General features: G+C 69.7%; 18 protein-coding genes. 7 read left to right on the top strand and 11 right to left on the bottom strand.

Annotation, left to right across the window (positions count from 1 at the left end):
* Positions 1-34: 34 nt before the first annotated feature.
* Complete coding sequence (locus ABTX60_RS32675) at positions 35-817, top strand: DedA family protein (protein ID WP_352100622.1); 783 nt, start codon at positions 35-37, stop codon at positions 815-817.
* Here the strand turns inward: ABTX60_RS32675 and ABTX60_RS32670 are convergent.
* Genes ABTX60_RS32670 through ABTX60_RS32660 form a run of 3 tightly spaced genes read right to left on the bottom strand, consistent with a single transcriptional unit; the run spans position 738 to position 5,404 of the window.
* Entirely contained in the window at positions 738-1,547 is an 810-nt protein-coding gene (locus ABTX60_RS32670) for an HAD family hydrolase (protein ID WP_352100621.1), read from the bottom strand. The two genes, ABTX60_RS32675 and ABTX60_RS32670, sit on opposite strands and share 80 nt — an antisense overlap.
* Positions 1,547-4,204, bottom strand: a complete 2,658-nt coding sequence (locus ABTX60_RS32665; RefSeq protein WP_352100620.1) for a phosphoribosyltransferase — start codon at positions 4,202-4,204, stop codon at positions 1,547-1,549. Before ABTX60_RS32665 ends, ABTX60_RS32670 begins: the two co-directional genes overlap by 1 nt.
* A gap of 33 nt (positions 4,205-4,237) precedes the next feature.
* Positions 4,238-5,404 (bottom strand): HpcH/HpaI aldolase/citrate lyase family protein, encoded by a 1,167-nt coding sequence (locus ABTX60_RS32660; protein WP_352100619.1) that lies wholly within the window; start codon positions 5,402-5,404, stop codon positions 4,238-4,240.
* 229 nt (positions 5,405-5,633) lie between these two features.
* On the opposite strand from ABTX60_RS32660, the gene ABTX60_RS32655 reads away from it, so the two are divergent.
* Positions 5,634-6,539 carry a TerD family protein gene (locus tag ABTX60_RS32655; RefSeq protein WP_352100618.1) on the top strand — a complete coding sequence of 302 codons (906 nt, stop codon included), beginning with the start codon at positions 5,634-5,636 and terminating at the stop codon, positions 6,537-6,539.
* A gap of 37 nt (positions 6,540-6,576) precedes the next feature.
* Here the strand turns inward: ABTX60_RS32655 and ABTX60_RS32650 are convergent, their stop codons facing one another.
* The 6 genes from ABTX60_RS32650 to ABTX60_RS32625 form a co-directional block, all read right to left on the bottom strand.
* Entirely contained in the window at positions 6,577-7,311 is a 735-nt protein-coding gene (locus tag ABTX60_RS32650) for a TerD family protein (RefSeq protein ID WP_352100617.1), read from the bottom strand.
* A 129-nt stretch (positions 7,312-7,440) separates the two neighbouring features.
* Positions 7,441-8,586, bottom strand: coding sequence for a DUF475 domain-containing protein (locus ABTX60_RS32645; RefSeq protein ID WP_352100616.1), 1,146 nt, complete (start codon positions 8,584-8,586; stop codon positions 7,441-7,443).
* A 125-nt stretch (positions 8,587-8,711) separates the two neighbouring features.
* On the bottom strand, positions 8,712-9,287 hold the full coding sequence (locus tag ABTX60_RS32640; protein ID WP_053672145.1) for a TerD family protein: 576 nt from the start codon (positions 9,285-9,287) through the stop codon (positions 8,712-8,714).
* A gap of 140 nt (positions 9,288-9,427) precedes the next feature.
* The gene (locus ABTX60_RS32635) at positions 9,428-10,003 is read right to left on the bottom strand and encodes a calcium homeostasis/redox stress adaptation protein (protein ID WP_352100615.1); all 576 of its coding nucleotides are present in this window, start codon (positions 10,001-10,003) and stop codon (positions 9,428-9,430) included.
* A 146-nt stretch (positions 10,004-10,149) separates the two neighbouring features.
* Complete coding sequence (locus ABTX60_RS32630; protein ID WP_352100614.1) at positions 10,150-10,608, bottom strand: peroxiredoxin; 459 nt, start codon at positions 10,606-10,608, stop codon at positions 10,150-10,152.
* 107 nt (positions 10,609-10,715) lie between these two features.
* On the bottom strand, positions 10,716-11,153 hold the full coding sequence (locus ABTX60_RS32625; protein WP_352100613.1) for a DUF3052 domain-containing protein: 438 nt from the start codon (positions 11,151-11,153) through the stop codon (positions 10,716-10,718).
* A 417-nt stretch (positions 11,154-11,570) separates the two neighbouring features.
* On the opposite strand from ABTX60_RS32625, the gene aceE reads away from it, so the two are divergent.
* Entirely contained in the window at positions 11,571-14,318 is a 2,748-nt protein-coding gene (gene aceE / locus ABTX60_RS32620; RefSeq protein ID WP_352100612.1) for a pyruvate dehydrogenase (acetyl-transferring), homodimeric type, read from the top strand.
* 71 nt (positions 14,319-14,389) lie between these two features.
* A complete protein-coding gene (locus tag ABTX60_RS32615) occupies positions 14,390-15,139 on the top strand; it encodes a potassium channel family protein (protein ID WP_352100611.1) in 750 nt (249 codons plus the stop codon).
* 51 nt (positions 15,140-15,190) lie between these two features.
* Here ABTX60_RS32615 and ABTX60_RS32610 read toward each other — a convergent pair whose 3' ends face one another.
* Both ABTX60_RS32610 and ABTX60_RS32605 read right to left on the bottom strand, forming a co-directional pair.
* Positions 15,191-15,499 (bottom strand): small hydrophobic protein, encoded by a 309-nt coding sequence (locus tag ABTX60_RS32610; protein WP_352100610.1) that lies wholly within the window; start codon positions 15,497-15,499, stop codon positions 15,191-15,193.
* A 235-nt stretch (positions 15,500-15,734) separates the two neighbouring features.
* Positions 15,735-17,360 (bottom strand): MFS transporter, encoded by a 1,626-nt coding sequence (locus ABTX60_RS32605; protein ID WP_352100609.1) that lies wholly within the window; start codon positions 17,358-17,360, stop codon positions 15,735-15,737.
* A 115-nt stretch (positions 17,361-17,475) separates the two neighbouring features.
* Between ABTX60_RS32605 and ABTX60_RS32600 the strand changes: the two genes are divergently transcribed.
* The 3 genes from ABTX60_RS32600 (at position 17,476) to ABTX60_RS32590 (ending at position 20,314) form a co-directional block, all read left to right on the top strand.
* Entirely contained in the window at positions 17,476-18,108 is a 633-nt protein-coding gene (locus ABTX60_RS32600; RefSeq protein ID WP_352100608.1) for a TetR family transcriptional regulator, read from the top strand.
* Between the two features lie 73 nt (positions 18,109-18,181).
* On the top strand, positions 18,182-19,390 hold the full coding sequence (locus ABTX60_RS32595) for an alpha/beta hydrolase (RefSeq protein ID WP_352100607.1): 1,209 nt from the start codon (positions 18,182-18,184) through the stop codon (positions 19,388-19,390).
* 66 nt (positions 19,391-19,456) lie between these two features.
* The gene (locus ABTX60_RS32590; RefSeq protein WP_352100677.1) at positions 19,457-20,314 is read left to right on the top strand and encodes a DUF4429 domain-containing protein; all 858 of its coding nucleotides are present in this window, start codon (positions 19,457-19,459) and stop codon (positions 20,312-20,314) included.
* The last annotated feature ends 66 nt before the right edge of the window (positions 20,315-20,380 follow it).

The following is a 20,380-nucleotide window of genomic DNA, read 5'->3' as shown; positions in this document are numbered from 1 at the left end:
GAGTCCTTCAGCTTCGGTTTCCTAGCGTGGTGGCATGACAGCCATCGCAGCGGACGCCGGGCCGCAGTGGGTCAACGACCTGATGGACGCGCTGGGGGCGCCGGGTGCCGGTCTCGCCATCGCCCTGGAGAACCTGTTCCCGCCGCTGCCCAGCGAGGTGATCCTGCCGCTGGCCGGATTCGCCGCGAGCAGCGGCCGGATGAGCCTGCTCGCCGTCCTGCTGTGGACGACGGCCGGCTCGGTGATCGGCGCGCTCGCGCTGTACGGGGTCGGCTCGCTGCTCGGCCGTGACCGGACGGTGGCGATCGCGGCCCGGCTGCCGCTGGTGAAGGTCGCGGACATCGAGAAGACCGAGGCGTGGTTCCTCAAGCACGGCACCAAGGCCGTGTTCTTCGGCCGGATGATCCCGATCTTCCGCAGTCTGATCTCCGTGCCGGCGGGTGTCGAGCGCATGCGACTGCCGGTGTTCCTGGGCCTGACCACCCTGGGCAGCGCGATCTGGAACACGGCGTTCGTGCTCGCGGGCTACTTCCTCGGCGCGAACTGGCACCAGGTCTCGGACATCGTCTCCGCCTACTCGAAGGTGGTCCTGGCGGTGGCGGTGGTGGCGGTGGCGGCGTTCATCGCCGTGCGGCTGTTCCGACGCCCTGAGGGGACGCGCCCTCAAGGGGCGCGGGGAACTGCGCGAACAGCCACGACGGCGCCGCACCCGCACGACGACCACCCCACCCGAACGCTCAGGCGCCCCTCACCGCCCCCAGGAACTCCCGCAGGATCCGCTCCCCGGCCAGAACGCCCCGCTCGGGAAGCGCCCTGATTGCGGGTGCCGTGAAGCCCGTGTCCGCCAACTCCCCGTGCCCCGGGCGCCAGCCCCGGTCCGCCGCCAGGAGCAGATCCGCGTCGAGCAGGGAATCCCCCGCGGCAAGCGTGAGATCGGCCCCGGTCCGCCGGGCTACCTCCCGCATCGCCGCGCTCTTGGTGAGCGGCTTGGGTACGGCGTAGATCTTGCGGCCCTGCAGCGACACGGTCCAGCCGCGGTTCTCCGCCCACACCGCGAGTTCCTTCACCCAGTCCTCGTCGAGCAGCTCACGTTCGACGACGAGGTAGGCGAAGAGGTCGTCGGCGACGCGGTGCTTGCGCACCCAGACCGGGTCGGCGGCCCTCAGCAGGTGCTCCTGCACCTCCGCGAGGGGAGCGCACTGGTCGGCCAGCCGTGCGGTGACCTGCGCGTGCCAGTCGGGGTCGGAGACGCCGTCCACCAGCAGGTGGCCGCCGTTCGCGCAGATCGCGTAGGTGGGCGCGGGACCCGGCAGGTTGATGCGGAGGTACTGCTTGCGCGTCCGGGTGGTCGTCGGCACGAACACGGCCGCGTCGCCCAGGTCGGTGAGCAGCCCGGCAGCCGTCTCCGTCATGTACGACAGCGGCTTGCTCTCGTGCACCTCCACACACAGCAGCCGGGGCGCCCGGGCGTCCGGCATGGTCAGGGCCAGGGCCGCGGCGGAGTAGATCAGGGTGCGGTCGAGGTCGCTGGCGACGAGTGCGGGCATCAGAGGGCCACCGCCTTGCCGTCGGCGCCGGTCGCGCCCCGGGTGAACTTCGGATGGATCAGGCCGACGCAGGTGTAGGGCAGTTTCTCGACCTCCTCGACGGGCACGCCGCGTTGCCCGGCCAGCAGGCGCACGTGGTCGAGGTCGCTGCCCGCTCCGGCGCGTGCCAGGACCTTCCAGGGCACGCGGCGCAGCATGACCCGGGTGGTCTCGCCGACGCCGGGCTTGACGAGGTTCACGTCGTGGATGCCGTACTCCTCGCTGATGCGCTCGACGGCGGCCCAGCCCTCCCAGGTGGGCGAGCGGTCGGCCGCGAGCAGTTCCTTGGCCTGGGCGCCGGCCGCGTCGGCGACCTCGGGGAAGCGGGCGGACACGGCGTCCAGGAAGGCCACCGAGACGTCGGTGGGGGCGAGTTCACGGTAGAACTTCGCGCCGTGGAAGTCGTGCGGGCCGACCAGGTCCGCGCGCAGCACGGTCCGCGAGATCAGGCCGGAGACGGTGGAGTTGAGGCAGGCGGAGGGGATGAGGAAGTCCTCGCGGGTGCCGTAGGTGCGGACGCAGGAGCCCGGGTCGGCCAGGACCGCGATCTCGGGGCTGAAGCCGGCGATGCCGTCGGACTTCTCGAACTCCTCCAGGGCCTGGGCGAGTTCGCGGGTGATGGCGCCCTTGCCGGTCCAGCCGTCGACGAAGACGACGTCCCGGGGGTCGTGGTGCTCGGCGAGCCAGCGCAGGGCGTTGGCGTCGATGCCCCGGCCGCGGACGATCGACACGGCGTAGTGCGGCAGTTCGAGGCCGTGCCGGTGCTGGGCCCAGCGGCGCATGAGGATGCCGACGGGGGTGCCGGCGCGGGCGAGGGAGACCAGGACCGGACGCGGGGACCGCTCGGCGAGGACCGTCTCGGTGACGACGCCGACCGCCTGGGCGATCCGGGCCGCCGAGTCCGCCAGCGCGGCGTGGAACAGCTGCTGGTACTGCTCGCTCGGCTGGTACTCCACGGGCAGCGACTCCGCGTAGTGCGCGCCGCCGCTCTGGATCGCCTCCTCGCGCTCCTCGGTCGGCGCCTCCAGGGTCACCTCCGAGAGGTCCTGGAGCAGCCAGCCGACCTCCTCGGGCGCGTACGAGGAGAAGTCGGGGCCGCGGAGGGGCTCGGGCAGCATGCGGGGCCTTTCAGGGGCGTACGACGGTACGACGGCGAGGAGGACCTCGGGGGTGTGCGCGGCGAGCCGGGCCAGCAGGCCGCCGGGCGCGTGCAGCGCGGGGGTGTCGGCGGCCGAGTCGACCACCACGACGACGGCGTCGAATCCGGCACCGGCCACGTTGTAGGCGTACCGCTCGCCGGGGCCGTCGGCGGGGTCGTCGTGGGCGGGGAAGGCGAGGCGGGTGCGTATCGCGTAGCCGGGGTCGTCGACGGCGAGGACGGGTGAGCGGGTGGTGGTCGAGTAACGGACCTCGAGGTCGGTGTCGCGCTCCAGCTCCCGGGCCAGCCTCAGCGGCGCGTACATCAGCTCCTCGAAGCCGAGGATGTGCACGCGGCGTGCGTTGTGCGGCAGAGCCTCGGCGATCCTCGCCGCCATCGCAGGCAGGGCTGCCTCCAGCCGGGCGCGGTGAGCGGGGGTGAACCCGTGCCGGGCGCCGTCCGGCAGGTTGGCGGGCCAGTGCAGGTCGATGCGGGTGGCGTGGGGGGCGGTGCCGTCGTCGTCCGGGTGCGGGCCGGTGGGGGCTGTTCGCGCAGTTCCCCGCGCCCCTAGGGGGTCGGCCTCCTGGTCGGCTGCGAGGGCAACGCCGCTGTTCGGGGGCGCGGGGAACTGCGCGACCGGCCACGACGGCGCCGCACCCGCCGACGAACCCTCCCCCGCGCTCTCCGCCTCGTACCGTGCCACCAGCTCCTGCCCCTTCTCCAGCACCCCCTCGGGCAGCTGTACCGTCCCCGAAGCCGCCGTGACCAGGTCGACCCGGGCCCCGATCTCCTCGGCGAATTCCGCGAGGCGCCCGGCATCCGCCGCCGACCGCATGTCCACCAGCGCCACCACGACGTACCGCCGCCGCGGATACCGCCCATGAAGATCACGGACAGTGTTCAGCACCGTGTTGCCCGTGGAGAACTCGTCGTCGACCAGGACCAGCGGCCCGTCCCCGGCGAGCAGCGTGGGATCCTCCGGCAGCAGCAGGTGCGAGGTCGCGTGGGAGTGGGACTCCTCGAAGCCGCCGGCCGGGTCGAGACCGGCGACCGGGCGGCGGGTGGAGTGCAGGCAGGGGGCGAGGCCCAGCCCGTCGGCGACACAGTGGCCGAGGCCGGTCGCGGTCTCCGCGTAGCCGAGGACGACGGCCCGGCGGGCCTCGTCGTCGCCCAGCAGCTCACGCACCCGGCGGCCGAGCTCCCAGCCGTAGCCGTACACGACGGACGGCGACTGCGGCACGTGCTTGCCCAGCACGTTCGACACGAGCAGGTGGGCCCGCTTCGGGTTGCGGCGCAGCGCCAGCCCCAGCAGGCCGGTCAGCCCCTCGTCGCCGACGAGTTCGACGCCGAGCCGCTCGGCGACCCAGTCGCCGGACCAGACGCCGTCGGCGCCGCCGGCCGGCCCGGCCGGCACTTCGGCGCGCACCTCACGGTGCTCCCCCTGGTTCACTGCCTTCTCCGCCTTCTCCGCCTTCGCCATGAACCCTTCGAATTCCCTCGGAAGCACCTACGGTCAGCCGGGCAGGCCTGCGGCCAGCAGCTCCACGAAGCCGATGTCCTGGTTCGCCACGCCGAACACCTCGGCACGCAGCAGGGTCCGCTCGGCCCAGGCCCGGTGCGGCTTCACCTCGTTCATCTTGTTCGTGTACGCAGATCTCAGCACACCCCCGCCGCCGCGCTCGGGGCGCAGGATGTCCTGGGCGTCCGAGAACTCCTCGTGGCTGACGACCGACAGTGCGTGCACCGGCAGCACGTGCGAGGGGTGGATGCAGGTCTTGCCCAGCAGGCCGTTGGCGTGGTCCAGGGAGATCTCCCTCAGCAGGCCGTCCATGGCGTGCTCGATCAGCTTCTCGCGCAGTTCGGCGGCCTGCACCTCCAGGAAGGGGCTCTGCCGCAGCAGCGGCTTGAACATGCGCTCCTGGACCCGGAAGTACTCCCACACCGGCCCCGTGACGGTGAAACCGGTGCCGTCGGCGCGGCCCAGCATGTTCACCACGTCGGCGATCACGGAGGCGACGATCTGCACGTCGTAGGCCGTCATGTCGGGGCCCCGGCGCAGCCCGTAGGAGGAGCAGAAGTCCGTCACGCCGAGGCGCAGGGCGAGGACGCGGTCACGGTACTTGTCGACCGCGCGGGAGATCCCCTCCAGGGTCTCCACGCGCGACTCCCGGTAGAGCAGCTCCGGAGACTCCAGCACGGGCATGGCGAAAAGCCGACGGCCGCTCTCGGCCTCGGCCGTCGCGAGGGCCTCCAGGAAGGGGATGCCGCGTTCCTCGGTGAACTTGGGCAGGACGAATCCCGACAGCCGGCGGACGGCGGGGCCGAGGCGTCGCACCAGGTCGGGTATCTGCTCGGGGGCGCGGACCCGGATGAACAGCAGGGGCAGATCGGCGTCCGGGAGGGCGTCGAGGGCCGTGAACTGGCGGACCAGGTTCTCCTCGCCGGGGCCGACGTCCGCGTCGTCGATCGAGTCCTCCAGGCACAGCACCATCGAGACCACACCGCGCCCGGCCTGCTTGAGGACGTCGTCGGCGAGGCGTGGTCTGGTGGCCGGGCTGTACAGCGTGGCGCCCAGGGCGGCCGCGAGCAGCCGGGCCGGGGAGTCCGGGGTGAACACGCACGGCTCGCGGAAGAAGAGACGCTTCCGCACCTCAGGGGCGATGTGCCCGAAATGACGCATGAAACTCCCCCGTGGTGGTTGTGCGACCTGCGAATCGATGAAAGGTGGCCGGTAATAGTACGTAGATGTCCATGTCACAGGTTCCCATGAGGCATGAATTTCAGGTAACGCGGGCAATCACAGCCAGTACCCGGCCATGACGACGGTAGTCCGCCACGGTCGTCGGCGCCGCTCGTGACCGCGGCCCCCCGCGTTGTCGTGAGCAGGACCGAGAAGGCAGGATGACCGCATGACGCACGCGATGCTGAAGGGGTCGAACGTCCCTCTGGAAGCCACCACGGTACGGGCCGTGCTGCGCTGGACGCCCGGGCAGGGAGTTCCGGACGTCGACGCCTCCGCACTGCTCCTCGGCCCCGACGGTCGTGTGCGTTCCGACGAGGACTTCGTCTTCTACAACCAGCCCCGGCACCCGGCCGGAAAGGTGTGGCGGCTCGGCAAGAAGCGGGTCGCCGAGGGCCTGACCGACACGATCCAGACAGAGCTCACCGGTGTCGAGTCGGAGGTCAGCCGGATTCTGCTGGTCGCATCGGCGGACGGCGTGACGTTCGACCGCGTACAGGCGCTGCGCATCCTGCTGTACGACGCGGCGGGCACCGGTGCCGAGGCGCTGGCTTACTTCGACGTCAAGCCGGAGACGGGCGAGGAGACCGCGCTGATCTGCGGTGAGCTGTACCGGCGCGGGGAGGGCTGGAAGTTCCGGGCGCTGGGCGAGGGCTACTCGAACGGGCTGAAGGGGCTCGCGACCGACTTCGGCATCTCGGTGGACGAGTCGGAGACCCTGGAGGATCCGACCACGACCGTCCCCCCGCCTCCCACCACGAACACGCCCGCACAGCCGACGACCGGCGGCCCCGCGCAGCAGACCCCCGAGGTCTCCCTGCCGCTGCCCCCGGAGCAGCCGAACGCGGTGCCCACGCAGCCCGGCTACGGGTATCCGCAGCAGCCCCCGACCACGCAGCCGGCCTACGGCTACCCGCAGCCCACGAGCCGTCCCGCGTACGGCTACCCCCAGGCAGCGGCCACGGCGGGCGCAGCCGGGGCACAGACCGGCTACGGCTACCCGCCGGCGGCCACCACGGCCCCCGACCCGGACTTCCGCCTGCCCCCACAGGGCCCGCAGTTCATCGGGCGCTAGCCGGGCCCACGCCCCGGCGTTCGCCGGGGCTTCCCGGTCAGCGGTCGACCTTCGTCTTGTAGCCCCGCCCCCACTGGAGCCCCCACCCGTACAGCCGGTCCAGCTCGGCCTGGAAGCCGTAGACGAACTTCGCCTCGCGGCGGACCACGATCTCGTCCTTCACCTTCTCGATCATGACGACGGCGCAGGAGCGGGCCTGCGGCTGGCGCTCGTCGAGGTGGATCTCGATCCGCGGTCCGCTGCTCGGATAGAGCGTGACGCTCGCGTGCGTGCGGTCAAAGGCGGGTGTCTGGTCGTAGATGTAGACGAAGACCAGCAGCCGCTTGATGTTGTCGCGGTGGTCGAGGTTGATGTACATCGTCTCGCCGGACCCGGAGCCGAACCGGTCGTCACCGCTGAGCTTGACGTACGGCGGCGCGTTGACGTCGCCGTAGTAGCCGCCGAGGGGCTGTACGACGCCCTTGCTGCCGTCCTGGAGTTCGTAGAGGCAGCCGAGGTCGAGGTCGACGTTGACCATGCTCTGGCTGTGACCGACGACCTCGGGGGGCTTGAGGGCCCGGAAGGGATGGCGCAGCAGGCTCTCGCGCTGGCTGCCGCCGAAGTCGGACGTGCGCATCCGCCAGCTGAGGTTGACGCGCAGATGGCCGGTGGCGGCGTCCTGCTTGGTGAGTGATATCTGCGCGCGCCGCTTGGTCAGCTCGATCGCGTTCGTCGCCGCGTGGCCCGAGTCGAACTGCACATCGCCACGCCGGAGTCCGTCGAACAGGCCCATTTCCGCCCCCACGTTCACTCGGAGACCGCAGGTCACCGCCGTACCCACGGCCCATGAAGACCGACGGGGCGGCCGCCGAGGAGTCCTCGGTGGCCGCCCCGCACAGAGCGTTCCTCGCTCGGAGGGGTGTCACACCCCGGACGAGACCTCAGTCTTCTCGTCCGAGCCGGCTTTTCCCTCGGCGGCCGCGAGCGCCTTGTTGCGGCGGACGGAGGACCAGAAGGAGGCGGCGATCAGGACGACGCCGATGAGGCCGGTGATGATCTCGTTGATCTGGTACTGGATGGTGATGAGCAGGAGCGCGGCGAGGGCGCCGATGGCGTAGTGCGCGCCGTGCTCCAGGTAGACGTAGTCGTCGAGGGTGCCCTGGCGGACCAGGTAGACCGTGAGCGACCGGACGTACATGGCGCCGATGCCGAGGCCGAGGGCCATCAGCACGATGTCGTTGGTGATGGCGAAGGCGCCGATCACGCCGTCGAAGGAGAAGGACGCGTCCAGGACCTCGAGGTAGAGGAACATGAAGAACGCGGCCTTGCCGGCCAGGGCGACCGCGGAGCGGGGCTTGCCGGTGCGCTCGGCCTCTTCCTCGGCCTCGTGCTCACGCTCCTCCTCCTCTTCGAGCTTGTCCTCGAAGTAGCCGGAGAGCCCGCCGACGATCATGTACGTGATCAGACCGGCGATGCCGGCGAGCAGGACCGTCTCGGCCTTGTCGACGTGTGTGCCGCCGTGCTGGTGGGCGTGGGTGGCGACGGTCATCGCCGAGATCAGCAGGACGATCAGCGCGATGCAGACCGACAGCATGTCGACCTTGCCGAGCTTGGCCAGCGGGCGCTCCAGCCAGCCGAGCCACTTGATGTCCCGGTCCTCGAAGATGAAGTCCAGGAAGATCATCAGCAGGAACATGCCACCGAAGGCGGCGATCGACGGGTGGGCGTCGGTCACCAGCTGCTGGTAGCGGTCCTTGTCGTTCAGGGCGAGTTCGACAGCCTTGATGGGGCCAAGCTGGGCGCTGACCGCGACGATCACGACGGGGAAGACCAGCCGCATGCCGAAGACGGCGATCAGGATGCCGATGGTGAGGAAGATTTTCTGCCAGAAGGCATTCATCTTCTTCAGGATCCCGGCGTTGACCACCGCGTTGTCGAAGGACAGCGAGATCTCGAGGACGGAGAGGATCGCGACGATGCCGAGCGCGGTCCACCCGCCGAACAGGACCGCCGCGACCAGGCCGAGCGCGGTGACCGCGAACGACCACCCGAAGGTTTTCAGAACCACTGGCTACCCAATCGTGTGTGTACGGGGCTCCCCCGCGCCGTACCCGGCTTTACGAACTTTTGAAGCCGAAGTCTAGTCGGACGCCCTCCGCGCCCCTATGGGGCCCGGATTTTGCTCATAACGCGTTATGAGACGTTGACCCCGAAGTCCAGCGCGATGCCGCGCAGGCCCGACGCGTACCCCTGCCCCACGGCCCTGAACTTCCATTCGCCCTGATAGCGATAGAGCTCTCCGAAGATCATCGCGGTCTCCGTGGAGGCGTCCTCGCTCAGGTCGTAGCGGGCGAGCTCCTGACCGTCGGCCTGGTTGGCCACGCGGATGAAGGCGTTGCTGACCTGGCCGAAGGTCTGGCCGCGCTCGTCGGCCATGTGGATGGAGACGGGGAACACGATCTTGTCGCACTGCGGCGGCACCTTGGAGAGGTCGATCAGGAGCGATTCGTCGTCGCCGTCGCCCTCGCCGGTGAGGTTGTCACCGGTGTGCTCGACCGAGCCGTCCGGGCTCTTGAGCTGGTTGTAGAAGACGAACCACTCGTCCCCGAGCACGCGCCCGCCGCCGCACATCAGGGCGCTGGCGTCGAGATCGAAGGGCGCTCCGGTGGTGGAGCGCGCGTCCCAGCCGAGTCCGACCATCACCTGGGTGAGGTTCGGTGCGGCCTTGGACAGGGAGACATTGCCCCCCTTGGCGAGCGTGACGCCCATGATGCTGTCCCTCCCCTTGGGGCCACCGGCCCGATGGTGTTACTGAGGTGGTCCTGCGCGTCCGGCGCCGCACGTAAACCGTGCGGCGCCGGACGAGAAGGCCTCCGGGCCCCGGTGCCGGGGCCCTTCGGGTGGTCGGCTCAGACGTTCACACCGAAGTCCTGCGCGATGCCGCGCAGGCCCGAGGCGTAGCCCTGGCCGATGGCGCGGAACTTCCACTCCGCTCCGTGCCGGTAGAGCTCGCCGAAGACCATGGCGGTCTCGGTGGAGGCGTCCTCGCTCAGGTCGTACCGGGCGATCTCCGCCTCGCCGGCCTGGTTCACGACGCGGATGAACGCGTTGCGGACCTGGCCGAAGGACTGCTGGCGGGTCTCGGCGTCGTAGATCGAGACCGGGAAGACGATCTTCTCGATGTCGGCCGGGACGGTCGCGAGATTGATCTTGATCTGCTCGTCGTCGCCCTCGCCCTCACCGGTGATGTTGTCACCGGTGTGCTCGACGGAGCCGTCGGGGCTCTTGAGGTTGTTGAAGAAGATGAAGTGCTGGTCGTTGCCGACCTTGCCGGAGTTGTTCAGCAGCAGCGCGCTGGCGTCCAGGTCGAAGTCCGTGCCGGTCGTGGTGCGGACGTCCCACCCCAGACCGATGATGACCGCGGTCAGGCCCGGCGCCTCCTTGGTCAGCGATACGTTGCCGCCCTTGCTGAGGCTGACTCCCACGAGTCCTCCATTGGTGTCAGGGGCGGGATGCCCCGTTGTGCTCGGATGTCGGATCAACGAGTCGATCCTAGTGACGGGTTCCCGCCCCACCCAGGCCCTGAAGCCTGTAATTCAGCGGGTGTCGGACGCATGCCGCCCGACCGGCGTCACAGGGAGTCGAGCGCCTTCACGTAGTCGTTCAGGTCGCGCGCGTCCGGCAGGCCGTTGACGACGGTCCACCGCACGACGCCCTCCTTGTCGATGACGAAGGTGCCGCGCACCGCGCAGCCCTTGTCCTCGTCGAAGACGCCGTAGGCGCGCGAGACGTTGCCGTGCGGCCAGAAGTCCGACAGCAGCGGGTACTCCAGGTTCTCCTGCTCGGCGAAGACGCGCAGGGTGTGGATGGAGTCGTTGGAGACGGCGAGCAGCTGCGTGTCGCGGTCGGAGAACTGCGGCAGGTGGTCGCGCAGCTCGCACAGCTCGCCGGTGCACACGCCGGTGAAGGCGAAGGGGTAGAAGAGCAGCACCACGTTCTTCCGGCCCCGGAAGTCGGACAGCCGCACGGCCGCGCCGTGGTTGTCCTTGAGCTCGAAGTCGGGGGCCTTCTCGCCGACCTGGATCGCCATCGCTGTGGGTGTCCCTTCGTGGGGCTTTTCGGGTGAGACCACCCTACGCAGGCACCGGCACAGGCCGATGGGCGGGCCGGCAGACGCCGACCCGCCCCGCCGTACGACTAACGCTTGGTCTTGGCGGCCTTGGGCGTCGCCAGCCGGCTGCCGCTCCAGTCCTTGCCGACGCTGACGCTCTTGGACGCCGTCAGACCCGCCGTGGTGGCGGCTTCCGAGATGTCGCTCGGCTCCACGTACCCCGAACGGCCGGTCTTCGGCGTCAGGAGCAGGATCGCGCCGCCCTCTTCGATGTACGTGGTGGCATCCACCAGCGCATCCGTCAGGTCGCCGTCGTCGTCACGGAACCACAGCACAACGGCATCGGCCACGTCGTCGTAGTCCTCGTCCACCAGGTCGGCCTCGATGATGCCCTCGATGGCCTTGCGGAGCTCCTGGTCCACGTCGTCGTCGTAGCCGATCTCCTGGACCACCTGCCCGGGCTGGAACCCCAGCCTGGCGGCAGGGTTCGTCCGCTCCTCCGCGTGGTCCGCGGTCGCGCTCACGGGTTGCCTCCTGATCATGTCTTGGGAATATCTCAGCCACGCGCGTGCGCGAAGCATTGGCCGTAGTCCACACGGGCGGGGCGGATCGCGCAAGTACCCGGCCGTTCAGACCGCCGAAACGGTGACGATCCTGGCGGTGTCACCGCAACCTCAGGCACACCATCATGGTCCGAGGTGACACACACCACACCTTTCTGCCCCGTTTGGGCGTTTGGGAATCGTCTATGGGTACGAGACTCGAAGGTATTCGCCCCATACGTCACGGAGTCCATCTCAGTCTGGGTTACCACCCGGTAGAGATGACGTTTCCCGGCCCTGAGGTGGACCATGGACAGCGGCGCGCCCCCCAGCGACGACGCCCCGGCGACGACAGCGAAACAGCGGCCCTCGCAGGCCCTCTGACAGGTAAGGAACAGCGTGGCTTCCGCATCCGATCGCAACCCGATCATCATTGGCGGCCTTCCGAGTCAGGTTCCTGACTTCGATCCCGAAGAGACCCAGGAATGGCTCGACTCTCTCGACGCCGCCGTCGACGAACGCGGCCGGGAGCGGGCCCGCTACCTGATGCTGCGACTGATCGAGCGGGCCCGCGAGAAGCGCGTGGCCGTGCCCGAGATGCGCAGCACGGACTACGTGAACACCATCCCGACCAAGAGCGAGCCGTTCTTCCCGGGCAACGAGGACATCGAGCGCAAGGTCCTCAACGCCACCCGCTGGAACGCCGCCGTGATGGTCTCCCGGGCCCAGCGTCCGGGCATCGGCGTCGGGGGCCACATCGCCACGTTCGCGTCCTCCGCGTCCCTCTACGACGTCGGCTTCAACCACTTCTTCCGCGGCAAGGACGACGGCCTCGGCGGTGACCAGGTCTTCTTCCAGGGCCACGCCTCGCCCGGCATCTACGCCCGCGCCTTCCTGCTGGACCGGCTCAGCGAGGAGAACCTCGACGGCTTCCGCCAGGAGAAGTCGAAGGCGCCGCACGGCCTGTCGTCGTACCCGCACCCGCGGCTGATGCCGGACTTCTGGGAGTTCCCGACGGTGTCGATGGGCCTCGGCCCGATCGGCGCGATCTACCAGGCGCGGATGAACCGCTACATGCACGCGCGCGGGATCGCCGACACCTCGAAGTCGCAGGTCTGGGCGTTCCTCGGGGACGGCGAGATGGACGAGCCGGAGTCGCTCGGCCAGCTCACCCTCGCCGCCCGCGAGGGCCTGGACAACCTGACCTTCGTCGTCAACTGCAACCTCCAGCGCCTCGACGGCCCGGTGCGCGGCAACGGCAAGGTCATCCAGGAGCTGGAGTCGGTCTTCCGCGGCGCCGGCTGGAACGTGATCAAGCTGGTCTGGGACCGCAGCTGGGACCCGCTGCTCGCCCAGGACCGCGACGGCGTGCTCGTCAACAAGATGAACACCACGCCCGACGGACAGTTCCAGACCTACGCCACGGAGACCGGCGCGTACATCCGCGACCACTTCTTCGGTGACGACCACCGGCTGCGGGCGATGGTCGAGGGCATGTCCGACGACCAGATCCTGCACCTGGGGCGCGGCGGCCACGACCACCGGAAGATCTTCGCGGCGTACAAGGCGGCCGTGGAGCACAAGGGCCAGCCGACGGTGATCCTCGCCAAGACGATCAAGGGCTGGACCCTGGGTCCGAACTTCGAGGGCCGCAACGCCACGCACCAGATGAAGAAGCTGACGGTCGACGACCTCAAGCGCTTCCGCGACCGCCTGCACCTGCCGATCCCGGACAAGGAGCTGGAGTCCGGCGTGCCGCCGTACTACCACCCGGGCCGGGACTCGGAGGAGATCCAGTACATGCACGACCGGCGCAAGGGTCTCGGCGGGTACGTCCCCACGCGCGTGGTCCGCTCCAAGCCTCTGGCACTGCCCGAGGACAAGACGTACGCCACCGTGAAGAAGGGCTCGGGTCAGCAGTCCATCGCGACGACCATGGCCTTCGTCCGACTCCTCAAGGACCTCATGCGGGACAAGGAGATCGGCAAACGGTTCGTGCTGATCGCGCCGGATGAGTACCGCACGTTCGGCATGGACTCGTTCTTCCCGAGTGCGAAGATCTACAACCCGCTCGGCCAGCAGTACGAGTCGGTCGACCGTGACCTGCTGCTCGCCTACAAGGAGGCGCCGAACGGGCAGATGCTGCACGACGGCATCTCGGAGGCGGGCTGCACCGCGTCGCTGATCGCCGCCGGCTCGGCCTACGCGACGCACGGCGAGCCGCTCATCCCGGTCTACGTCTTCTACTCGATGTTCGGTTTCCAGCGCACCGGCGACCAGTTCTGGCAGATGTCCGACCAGCTGGCGCGCGGTTTCGTCCTGGGCGCGACCGCCGGCCGTACGACCCTGACCGGTGAGGGCCTCCAGCACGCGGACGGCCACTCCCAGCTGCTGGCGTCCACGAACCCGGGCTGTGTGGCGTACGACCCGGCGTTCGGCTTCGAGATCGCCCACATCGTCAAGGACGGCCTGCGCCGGATGTACGGCGGCTCCGAGGAGCACCCGCACGGCGAGGACGTCTTCTACTACCTGACCGTCTACAACGAGCCGATCCAGCACCCCGCCGAGCCCGAGAACGTGGACGTCGACGGCATCCTCAAGGGCCTCTACCGGTTCAGCGAGGGCACGGCCGGCTCGATCCCGGCGCAGATCCTGGCGTCCGGTGTCGCGCTCCCCTGGGCCATCGAGGCACAGCGGATCCTGGCCGAGGACTGGAACGTCAAGGCGGACGTCTGGTCGGCGACCTCCTGGAACGAGCTGCGGCGCGAGGCCGTGGCCTGTGAGGAGCACAACCTGCTGCACCCCGAGGAGGAGCAGCGGGTGCCGTACGTGACGCGCAAGCTCGCGGACGCGCAGGGGCCGGTCGTGGCCGTGTCCGACTGGATGCGGGCGGTTCCGGACCAGATCGCGCGCTGGGTGCCGCAGACGTACCAGTCGCTCGGCGCGGACGGCTTCGGCTTCGCCGACACCCGGGGCGCGGCCCGGCGGTTCTTCCACATCGACGCCCAGTCGATCGTGGTGGGTGTGCTGACCGAGCTGGCCCGTGAGGGCAAGGTCGACCGTTCCGTGCTCAAGCAGGCCATCGACCGTTACCAGCTGCTCGACGTGTCGGCCGCCGATCCGGGAGCCGCGGGCGGCGACGCGTAGGGACAGCGAGGACCGAATCCGTGGGGCGGCACCCGAGAGGTGCCGCCCCACGCGTTTCCTACCATGCTTCCATGACGCTCCCGATGACCGCATCGACCACGCTGGCCCGTTGGGAACGGCGCACCCAGGGCCCGCTGCTGGCGCTGGCCGTGCTTTTCGCGATCGCCTACGCCATACCGATCGTGGCCCCGAGGGCTCCGCAGGACCTGCTCACCGCCTGCCATGTCACCAACTGGGTGGTGTGGGCCGCGTTCGCCGCCGACTATCTGGTCCGCCTGTGGCTGGCCGAGGACCGGCTGCGGTTCGTACGCGGCAATCCGCTGGCGCTGCTGGCCGTGGTGCTGCCCCTGGCGCAGCCGCTGCGGCTGCTGAAGCTGGTGTCGATGCTGCTCCTCGCCGGGCAGCGGGCGCGGATGGCGTCGCAGGTGCGGGTCACCACGTACGTCGCGGGGTCGTGCCTGGGACTGCTCGTCTTCGGTGCGCTGGCCGTGCTCGAGGTGGAACGGGATGAGCCCGGTGCGTCCATCCACACCCTGGGAGACGCGGTCTGGTGGGCGTTCACCACGATGACCACCGTGGGGTACGGGGACATGGCACCGACCACCGGCCTCGGGCGGATGCTGGCGGTCGGGCTGATGCTGTCCGGGATCGCGCTGCTCGGTGTGGTGACGGCGAACATCGCCGCCTGGTTCATCGCGCGCTTCGAGAAGGACGACGTCGAGGAGCGGCGGCAGACCGAGGCGATTCGGGAGCTGGCGGAGGAGGTGCGGGCACTGCGGGGAGAGTTGGCGGAGCTCAAGGGAACCCCGGTGGAGCAATGAGAGGGCCCCCGGCCAGGTGGCCGGGGGCCCTTCCCACATTCTTCACCCGGGTCAGAACATGCCGATGCCCGGTGTGGCCGCTCCGGACAGCCAGATGATGGCCAGGAGCGTGTCGATGGCGCCCAGGACCAGGGCGATCACGGCCGCGATGGGGCGGGAACCCGACCACGCGCGGCCCATGGCGAGCCAGCCGCAGACCATCGCGGCGGGACCGAGAACGATCCCCAGCACGAAGAAGCCTGCAACGGCGCAGATGACTCCGATGAGTCCGAGCGTCGCGCGATCCGTCCCGGCCCGTGACCACGTCCGGCCACGTGAGCGGGGGTGCCTGCGCGTACCGTGTCCGAAGCTCGCCATCATCGACTCCCGTGAACCCTCGATCGGTTGGGGTTTCCTTCGGGTACGACATGGCGGGTACCCCGCCGGTGCGCGTTAATCCCGCTGCCTGCGCGCCACCCCCCTCCGGCGGCGCGCCGCAGCGTCCTTCCTCCATGCCCTGCGGAGGACTTGACCCACTGTGACCTGCGGCACGTGCCGAAGGGGAGAGTTCGGCGGCCCTGTTCACCCTGATGAGGGAACGAACCGCCGGGGACCGTCAGATGTGCGCCGCGCCCGCGCCGGCTTCCGCGTTCTGACCGCGCTTGGTGAGGAACGCGACCAGCACCGCCACCACGGCCACCCCGGCCGCGACGAGCGAGGCCGCGCTCATGCCCGAGATGAACGTGTCGTGCGCGACGCCCGTGATCTTCGCGGCGATCGCGTCCGGTGTGCCCGGCGCCACCGGCGGGACACCGACCTGGACCGCCTCGGAGGCCTGGTGTTCCTGCTCCGGGGTGAGCGGCGGAAGGCCGGCCTTCTCCCAGTTGCCGGCGAGGTCGCTGTTGACCTTGGAGGCCATGACGGCGCCCAGCACGGCCGTACCGAGACTGCCGCCGATCTGCATCGCGGCCTGCTGGAGGCCGCCCGCGACGCCCGACAGTTCCATCGGGGCATTGCCGACGATGACTTCGGTCGCGCCGACCATGACCGGCGCGAGACCGAGGCCCAGCAGGGCGAACCAGAGCGACATGATGCCGCTGCCGGTGTCCGTCTCCAGCGTCGACATCCCGTACATGGCGATCGCGGTGAACGCCATGCCACCCGCGAGCGGGACCCGGGGACCGAGCTTGGTGATCATCGCGCCGGCCAGCGGCGAGCCGACGATCATCATGCCGGTGAGCGGCAGCAGGTGCAGGCCCGCGTCGATCGGGCTCATGCCGTGGACGTTCTGGAGGTAGAAGGTCACGAAGAACAGACCGCCCATGAACGCGATGGCCATCAGCACCATCAGCACCACACCGGCGGACAGCGCCACGGAGCGGAACAGGGCGAGCGGGATCAGCGGCTCCCTCACCTTCGTCTCCCAGAAGGCGAAGACCGCGAAGCACAGCACCGAAGCACCCAGGAACGACAGCGTCTTGACGTCGCCCCAGCCCCACTCGGACGGCGGGGCCTTGATGAGCGCCCACACCAGGCAGAACACGGCGCTCGACAGCAGGGCGATGCCCAGGAGGTCGAAGGAGCGCGGGGCGTTCTCGGCGCGGTGGTCGAGCAGGATCAGCACGCCGAGGACCACGGCGACGACACCGACCGGCACGTTGATGAAGAACACCGACTGCCAGTTGACGTGCTCGACGAGCACGCCGCCGAGGATCGGCCCGCCCGCGGTGGACGCGCCGATGACCATGCCCCAGATGCCGATGGCCATGTTCAGCTTCTCGGCCGGGAAGGTGGCCCGCAGCAGGCCGAGCGCGGCCGGCATCAGCAGCGCGCCGAACAGGCCCTGAAGGACACGGAAGACGACGACGAAGGCGATGCTGTCGGACAGGCCGATGGCCCCCGAGGCGGCGGCGAAGCCGACGACGCCGATGAGGAAGGTCTGCCGGTGGCCGAAGCGGTCACCGAGCTTGCCCGCGGTGATCAGGGAGACCGCGAGGGCGAGGAAGTACCCGTTGGTGATCCACTGGACCTCGGCGAAGGTGGCGCCGAGGTCCTTCTGTATCGCCGGGTTGGCTATGGCCACGATGGTGCCGTCGAGGGCCACCATCATGACCCCCACAGCGACGGTGATGAGGGTGAGCCAGGGATGCCCTCGCAACCCCTTGCCCGGCGTCGCGTCCGACGACTCCGCCGGCGCCTTGCCCCCCGGCCCCGTCGCGTCGATGGTGGTCTGACTAGTCATACCGGGAGGCTAGTGTCAGCGACTGACAGTTGACAAACCAATTCACCGGTCGGCAACCGGCACGGCATCCCCGTATAGCCTGAACTGGGCAAACACTTCGGATGAGAGGCCTGACTTGAACCTGCGCGAACGCAAGAAACGGCGCACCCGGGACGCACTGCTGCGGGCCGCGCTGGAACTGTTCGCCACGCGCGGGTACGAGGAGACGACCGTCGACGACATCGCCGCCGCCGTGGACGTCTCGCAGCGCACCTTCTTCCGCTACTTCGCCGGCAAGGAGGAGACGGCGTTCTTCGTTCCGCGCCTCGCGGAGACGCTCGTCGTCGAGGCCCTGCGCACCCGGCCGCCGGACGAGGTCCCGCTGGAGGCGCTGCGCCGGTCCGTGCTGGAGAGCTGGGACGCGATCAACGAGGCCGTCGTGGAACTCGTGCCGATCGAGCTCCACATGCGCGTCTACCGGGTGATCGAGTCGACGCCCGCGCTGCTCGCCGCCCATCTGCGGCGGTCGGCGGAGCTGGAGGAGCAGCTCGCGTGCATCATCGCCGAGCGCGAGGGGCTCGACGTGGACCTGGACCCCCGGCCGAGGATCGTCGTCGCGCTCTTCGGCGGGGTGATTCGTGTCACCGAACGCTTGTGGTCGGCGGGCGACGACGTCACCCTCGACGGAATGCGCGAACTCACCACCGCATACCTGGATCAGGTGGGCCCCGCACTCGCCGGGAACTGGCGCGCGGAGCCGTCCCCCTAACAGATCCACCGAAACGTGATCCCGGTCACTTGGTTAACGCGAGACCCTCTCGTTCTCCTAGTGTGTCCTTTCAGTGACTTCCTTCGACACCTCCCCGCAACTGAACGTCTGGCGCGCACTGCTCGCTCTGGCCGTCGTGTTCGTGATGCTGGCGACCACCGGCTGGACGGCCCTGCGCAACCAGCGGGGCGCCACGCCGCTCCAAGCCTCGCTCTCCGCCTGGGAGCACGGCCGGATCGGCGGGCACCGGCTGCCGGACCCACAGTCCGAGCCGGCGAAGCTGGCCCGCTTCTTCTCCTCGCTCACCGAGCAGGACCGTTCGACCCTGGTCCGCAAGTACTCGCTCGCGGTGGGCAACATGAACGGCGCACCGGTCGAGCTGCGCTACCGCGCCAATCACCTCGCGCTCGCCAAGGCCCGCAAGGTCGAGCGGGAACGCGTGCACGACAAGCGCCTCACCCCGGCCGGTCAGCACGAGGCGGGCCGCAGGATGCACCGCTTCGGTGACCTCATGGAGCCGGGCCGGCACATCCTGGCCTTCGACCCGGAGGGTTCGGGCCGGGTGGCGGAGGTCTTCGGCGACCTGCGCAGGGCGGAGCGGGTCTCGGTCGTCGTCCCCGGCGTCGACACCGACCTGCTGACCTTCCAGCGCACCCACCGCAAGTACTCGGCGCCCGTCGGCATGGCCAAGTCCCTGCACGCGGCCGAGCGGCAGGTGAGCCCGTCGACCCGTACGGCCGTGATCGCCTGGGCCGACTACACGGCGCCGAGCGGACTCGGCATCGACTCGGCCACGGCGATGCGCGCCGAGGAGGGTGCCGTACGGCTCAACGCGCTGGTGCGGGCTCTGCCGGGCGGTTCGCCGGTCTCGCTGTTCTGCCACAGCTACGGCTCCGTGGTGTGCGGGGTGGCCGCGCACTCGCTGCCGGGCCGGGTGTCCGACATCGCGGTGGCCGGCAGCCCCGGCATGCGCGTCGAGAAGGCCGCCCAGCTGCACACCACCGCCCGGGTGTGGGCGATGCGGGACTCCGACGACTGGATCCAGGACGTGCCCTATCTGGAGGTCGGCGGACTGGGCCACGGAGCCGATCCGGTGTCCGCCGGGTTCGGCGCGCGGGTGCTGTCGGCGGCGGGCGCGAAGGGTCACGCGGGCTACTTCGAGCCCGGAACGGCAAGTCTGTTCAATTTCGCAGAGATCGGCGTCGGCGCATACCGCTCGGTGCACTGCGCGCACGAAGACGGCGTCTGCCGTACCGGTATGTCCGGCACGGCGGCGGCCTGACGCGCGTAGAGGCGCAGAAATTGCGGTTTGTTCGGGAGGGGGACGGAGGAGCTCGTGCCGCATACGATGAGCCGCATGGGTGACGTACTGGCCGGATTTCATGCCGCCTGGGAGTTCGAGTCCGACTCCGTGCTCATCCGCTACGAACGGGGGATTCGAACACCCAAGCTCTTTCAGGCCCTCGGGGAACGGCGCGTGCCGCTGGAGGCGATCGCCGGGGTGACGCTGACCCGCGGGAAGCGCGGAACGGTGGTGCTGCGCGTCGAGCCGCGCCCCGGGGCGGACCCGTTGCTGGAGGCGGCCGCAGGGCAGCTGAAGGAGAACGTGGACCCCTACCGGCTGGTGCTGCCCGCCGAGCGCGAGGTCCTCGCGGAGTACTACGCCGACGAACTGCGGGGTCTGCTGACGGAGTCCGGGCCGGCCGATCGGTTCCTCGTGAAGCCGCCCGAGGGGCCGCTGTCGTTCAAGGCCTACGACGGGAAGGCGACCTTCGACGGACGGACCGTGAACTTCCGGTGGTTCTGGACGGGGGCGTCGTCGGCGAAGTGGAAGGCCGGCGACCAGAGCTTCTCCGTCGGAGAGCTGAACGGGGTGGAGTGGCGGTCACCGGAGGTCTTCGAGGGGCATTTGCGGCTTTTGCGCCGAGATGCGGGGGCCTCGGGCGCTCAGGCCGACCAGGATCCCGCTGCGGTGGTGTTCGGGCTCGGGTACGGGCCCGTGCACGAGTCGCTGCCGTTCGCTGCCGCGGTGCTGGCCGCTGTGCGGACGTCCAGTCCGGTACCGGCCGTGCCGGCCGGCGGGCCGCGGCGTGACCCTGCGGACATCGCCGAGCGGATTCGTCACCTGGGCGAGCTGCATCAAGCCGGATTGGTGACGGATGAGGAGTTTTCGGTCAAAAAGGCGGAGTTGTTGGCGGAGCTTTAGCCTGTGCCGGTTCGGTGAGTGGGCGGGCGCGGGTCGTGCGTGGCTGATCGCGCAGTTCCCCGCGCC

The organism is Streptomyces sp. NPDC126510 (genome assembly GCF_040302345.1).
In the GTDB taxonomy this organism is placed as follows: domain Bacteria; phylum Actinomycetota; class Actinomycetes; order Streptomycetales; family Streptomycetaceae; genus Streptomyces.
This window is presented reverse-complemented; position numbering and strand designations above follow the sequence as displayed.

Excerpts from the sequence above, each read along its gene's own strand:
- ABTX60_RS32675 (WP_352100622.1), top strand. The coding sequence starts at position 35 with ATGACAGCCATCGCAGCGGACGCCGGGCCGCAGTGGGTCAACGACCTG.
- ABTX60_RS32670 (WP_352100621.1), bottom strand. The coding sequence starts at position 1,547 with ATGCCCGCACTCGTCGCCAGCGACCTCGACCGCACCCTGATCTACTCC.
- ABTX60_RS32665 (WP_352100620.1), bottom strand. The coding sequence starts at position 4,204 with ATGGCGAAGGCGGAGAAGGCGGAGAAGGCAGTGAACCAGGGGGAGCAC.
- ABTX60_RS32660 (WP_352100619.1), bottom strand. The coding sequence starts at position 5,404 with ATGCGTCATTTCGGGCACATCGCCCCTGAGGTGCGGAAGCGTCTCTTC.
- ABTX60_RS32655 (WP_352100618.1), top strand. The coding sequence starts at position 5,634 with ATGACGCACGCGATGCTGAAGGGGTCGAACGTCCCTCTGGAAGCCACC.
- ABTX60_RS32650 (WP_352100617.1), bottom strand. The coding sequence starts at position 7,311 with ATGGGCCTGTTCGACGGACTCCGGCGTGGCGATGTGCAGTTCGACTCG.
- ABTX60_RS32640 (WP_053672145.1), bottom strand. The coding sequence starts at position 9,287 with ATGGGCGTCACGCTCGCCAAGGGGGGCAATGTCTCCCTGTCCAAGGCC.
- ABTX60_RS32630 (WP_352100614.1), bottom strand. The coding sequence starts at position 10,608 with ATGGCGATCCAGGTCGGCGAGAAGGCCCCCGACTTCGAGCTCAAGGAC.
- ABTX60_RS32615 (WP_352100611.1), top strand. The coding sequence starts at position 14,390 with ATGACGCTCCCGATGACCGCATCGACCACGCTGGCCCGTTGGGAACGG.
- ABTX60_RS32610 (WP_352100610.1), bottom strand. The coding sequence starts at position 15,499 with ATGATGGCGAGCTTCGGACACGGTACGCGCAGGCACCCCCGCTCACGT.
- ABTX60_RS32605 (WP_352100609.1), bottom strand. The coding sequence starts at position 17,360 with ATGACTAGTCAGACCACCATCGACGCGACGGGGCCGGGGGGCAAGGCG.
- ABTX60_RS32590 (WP_352100677.1), top strand. The coding sequence starts at position 19,457 with ATGAGCCGCATGGGTGACGTACTGGCCGGATTTCATGCCGCCTGGGAG.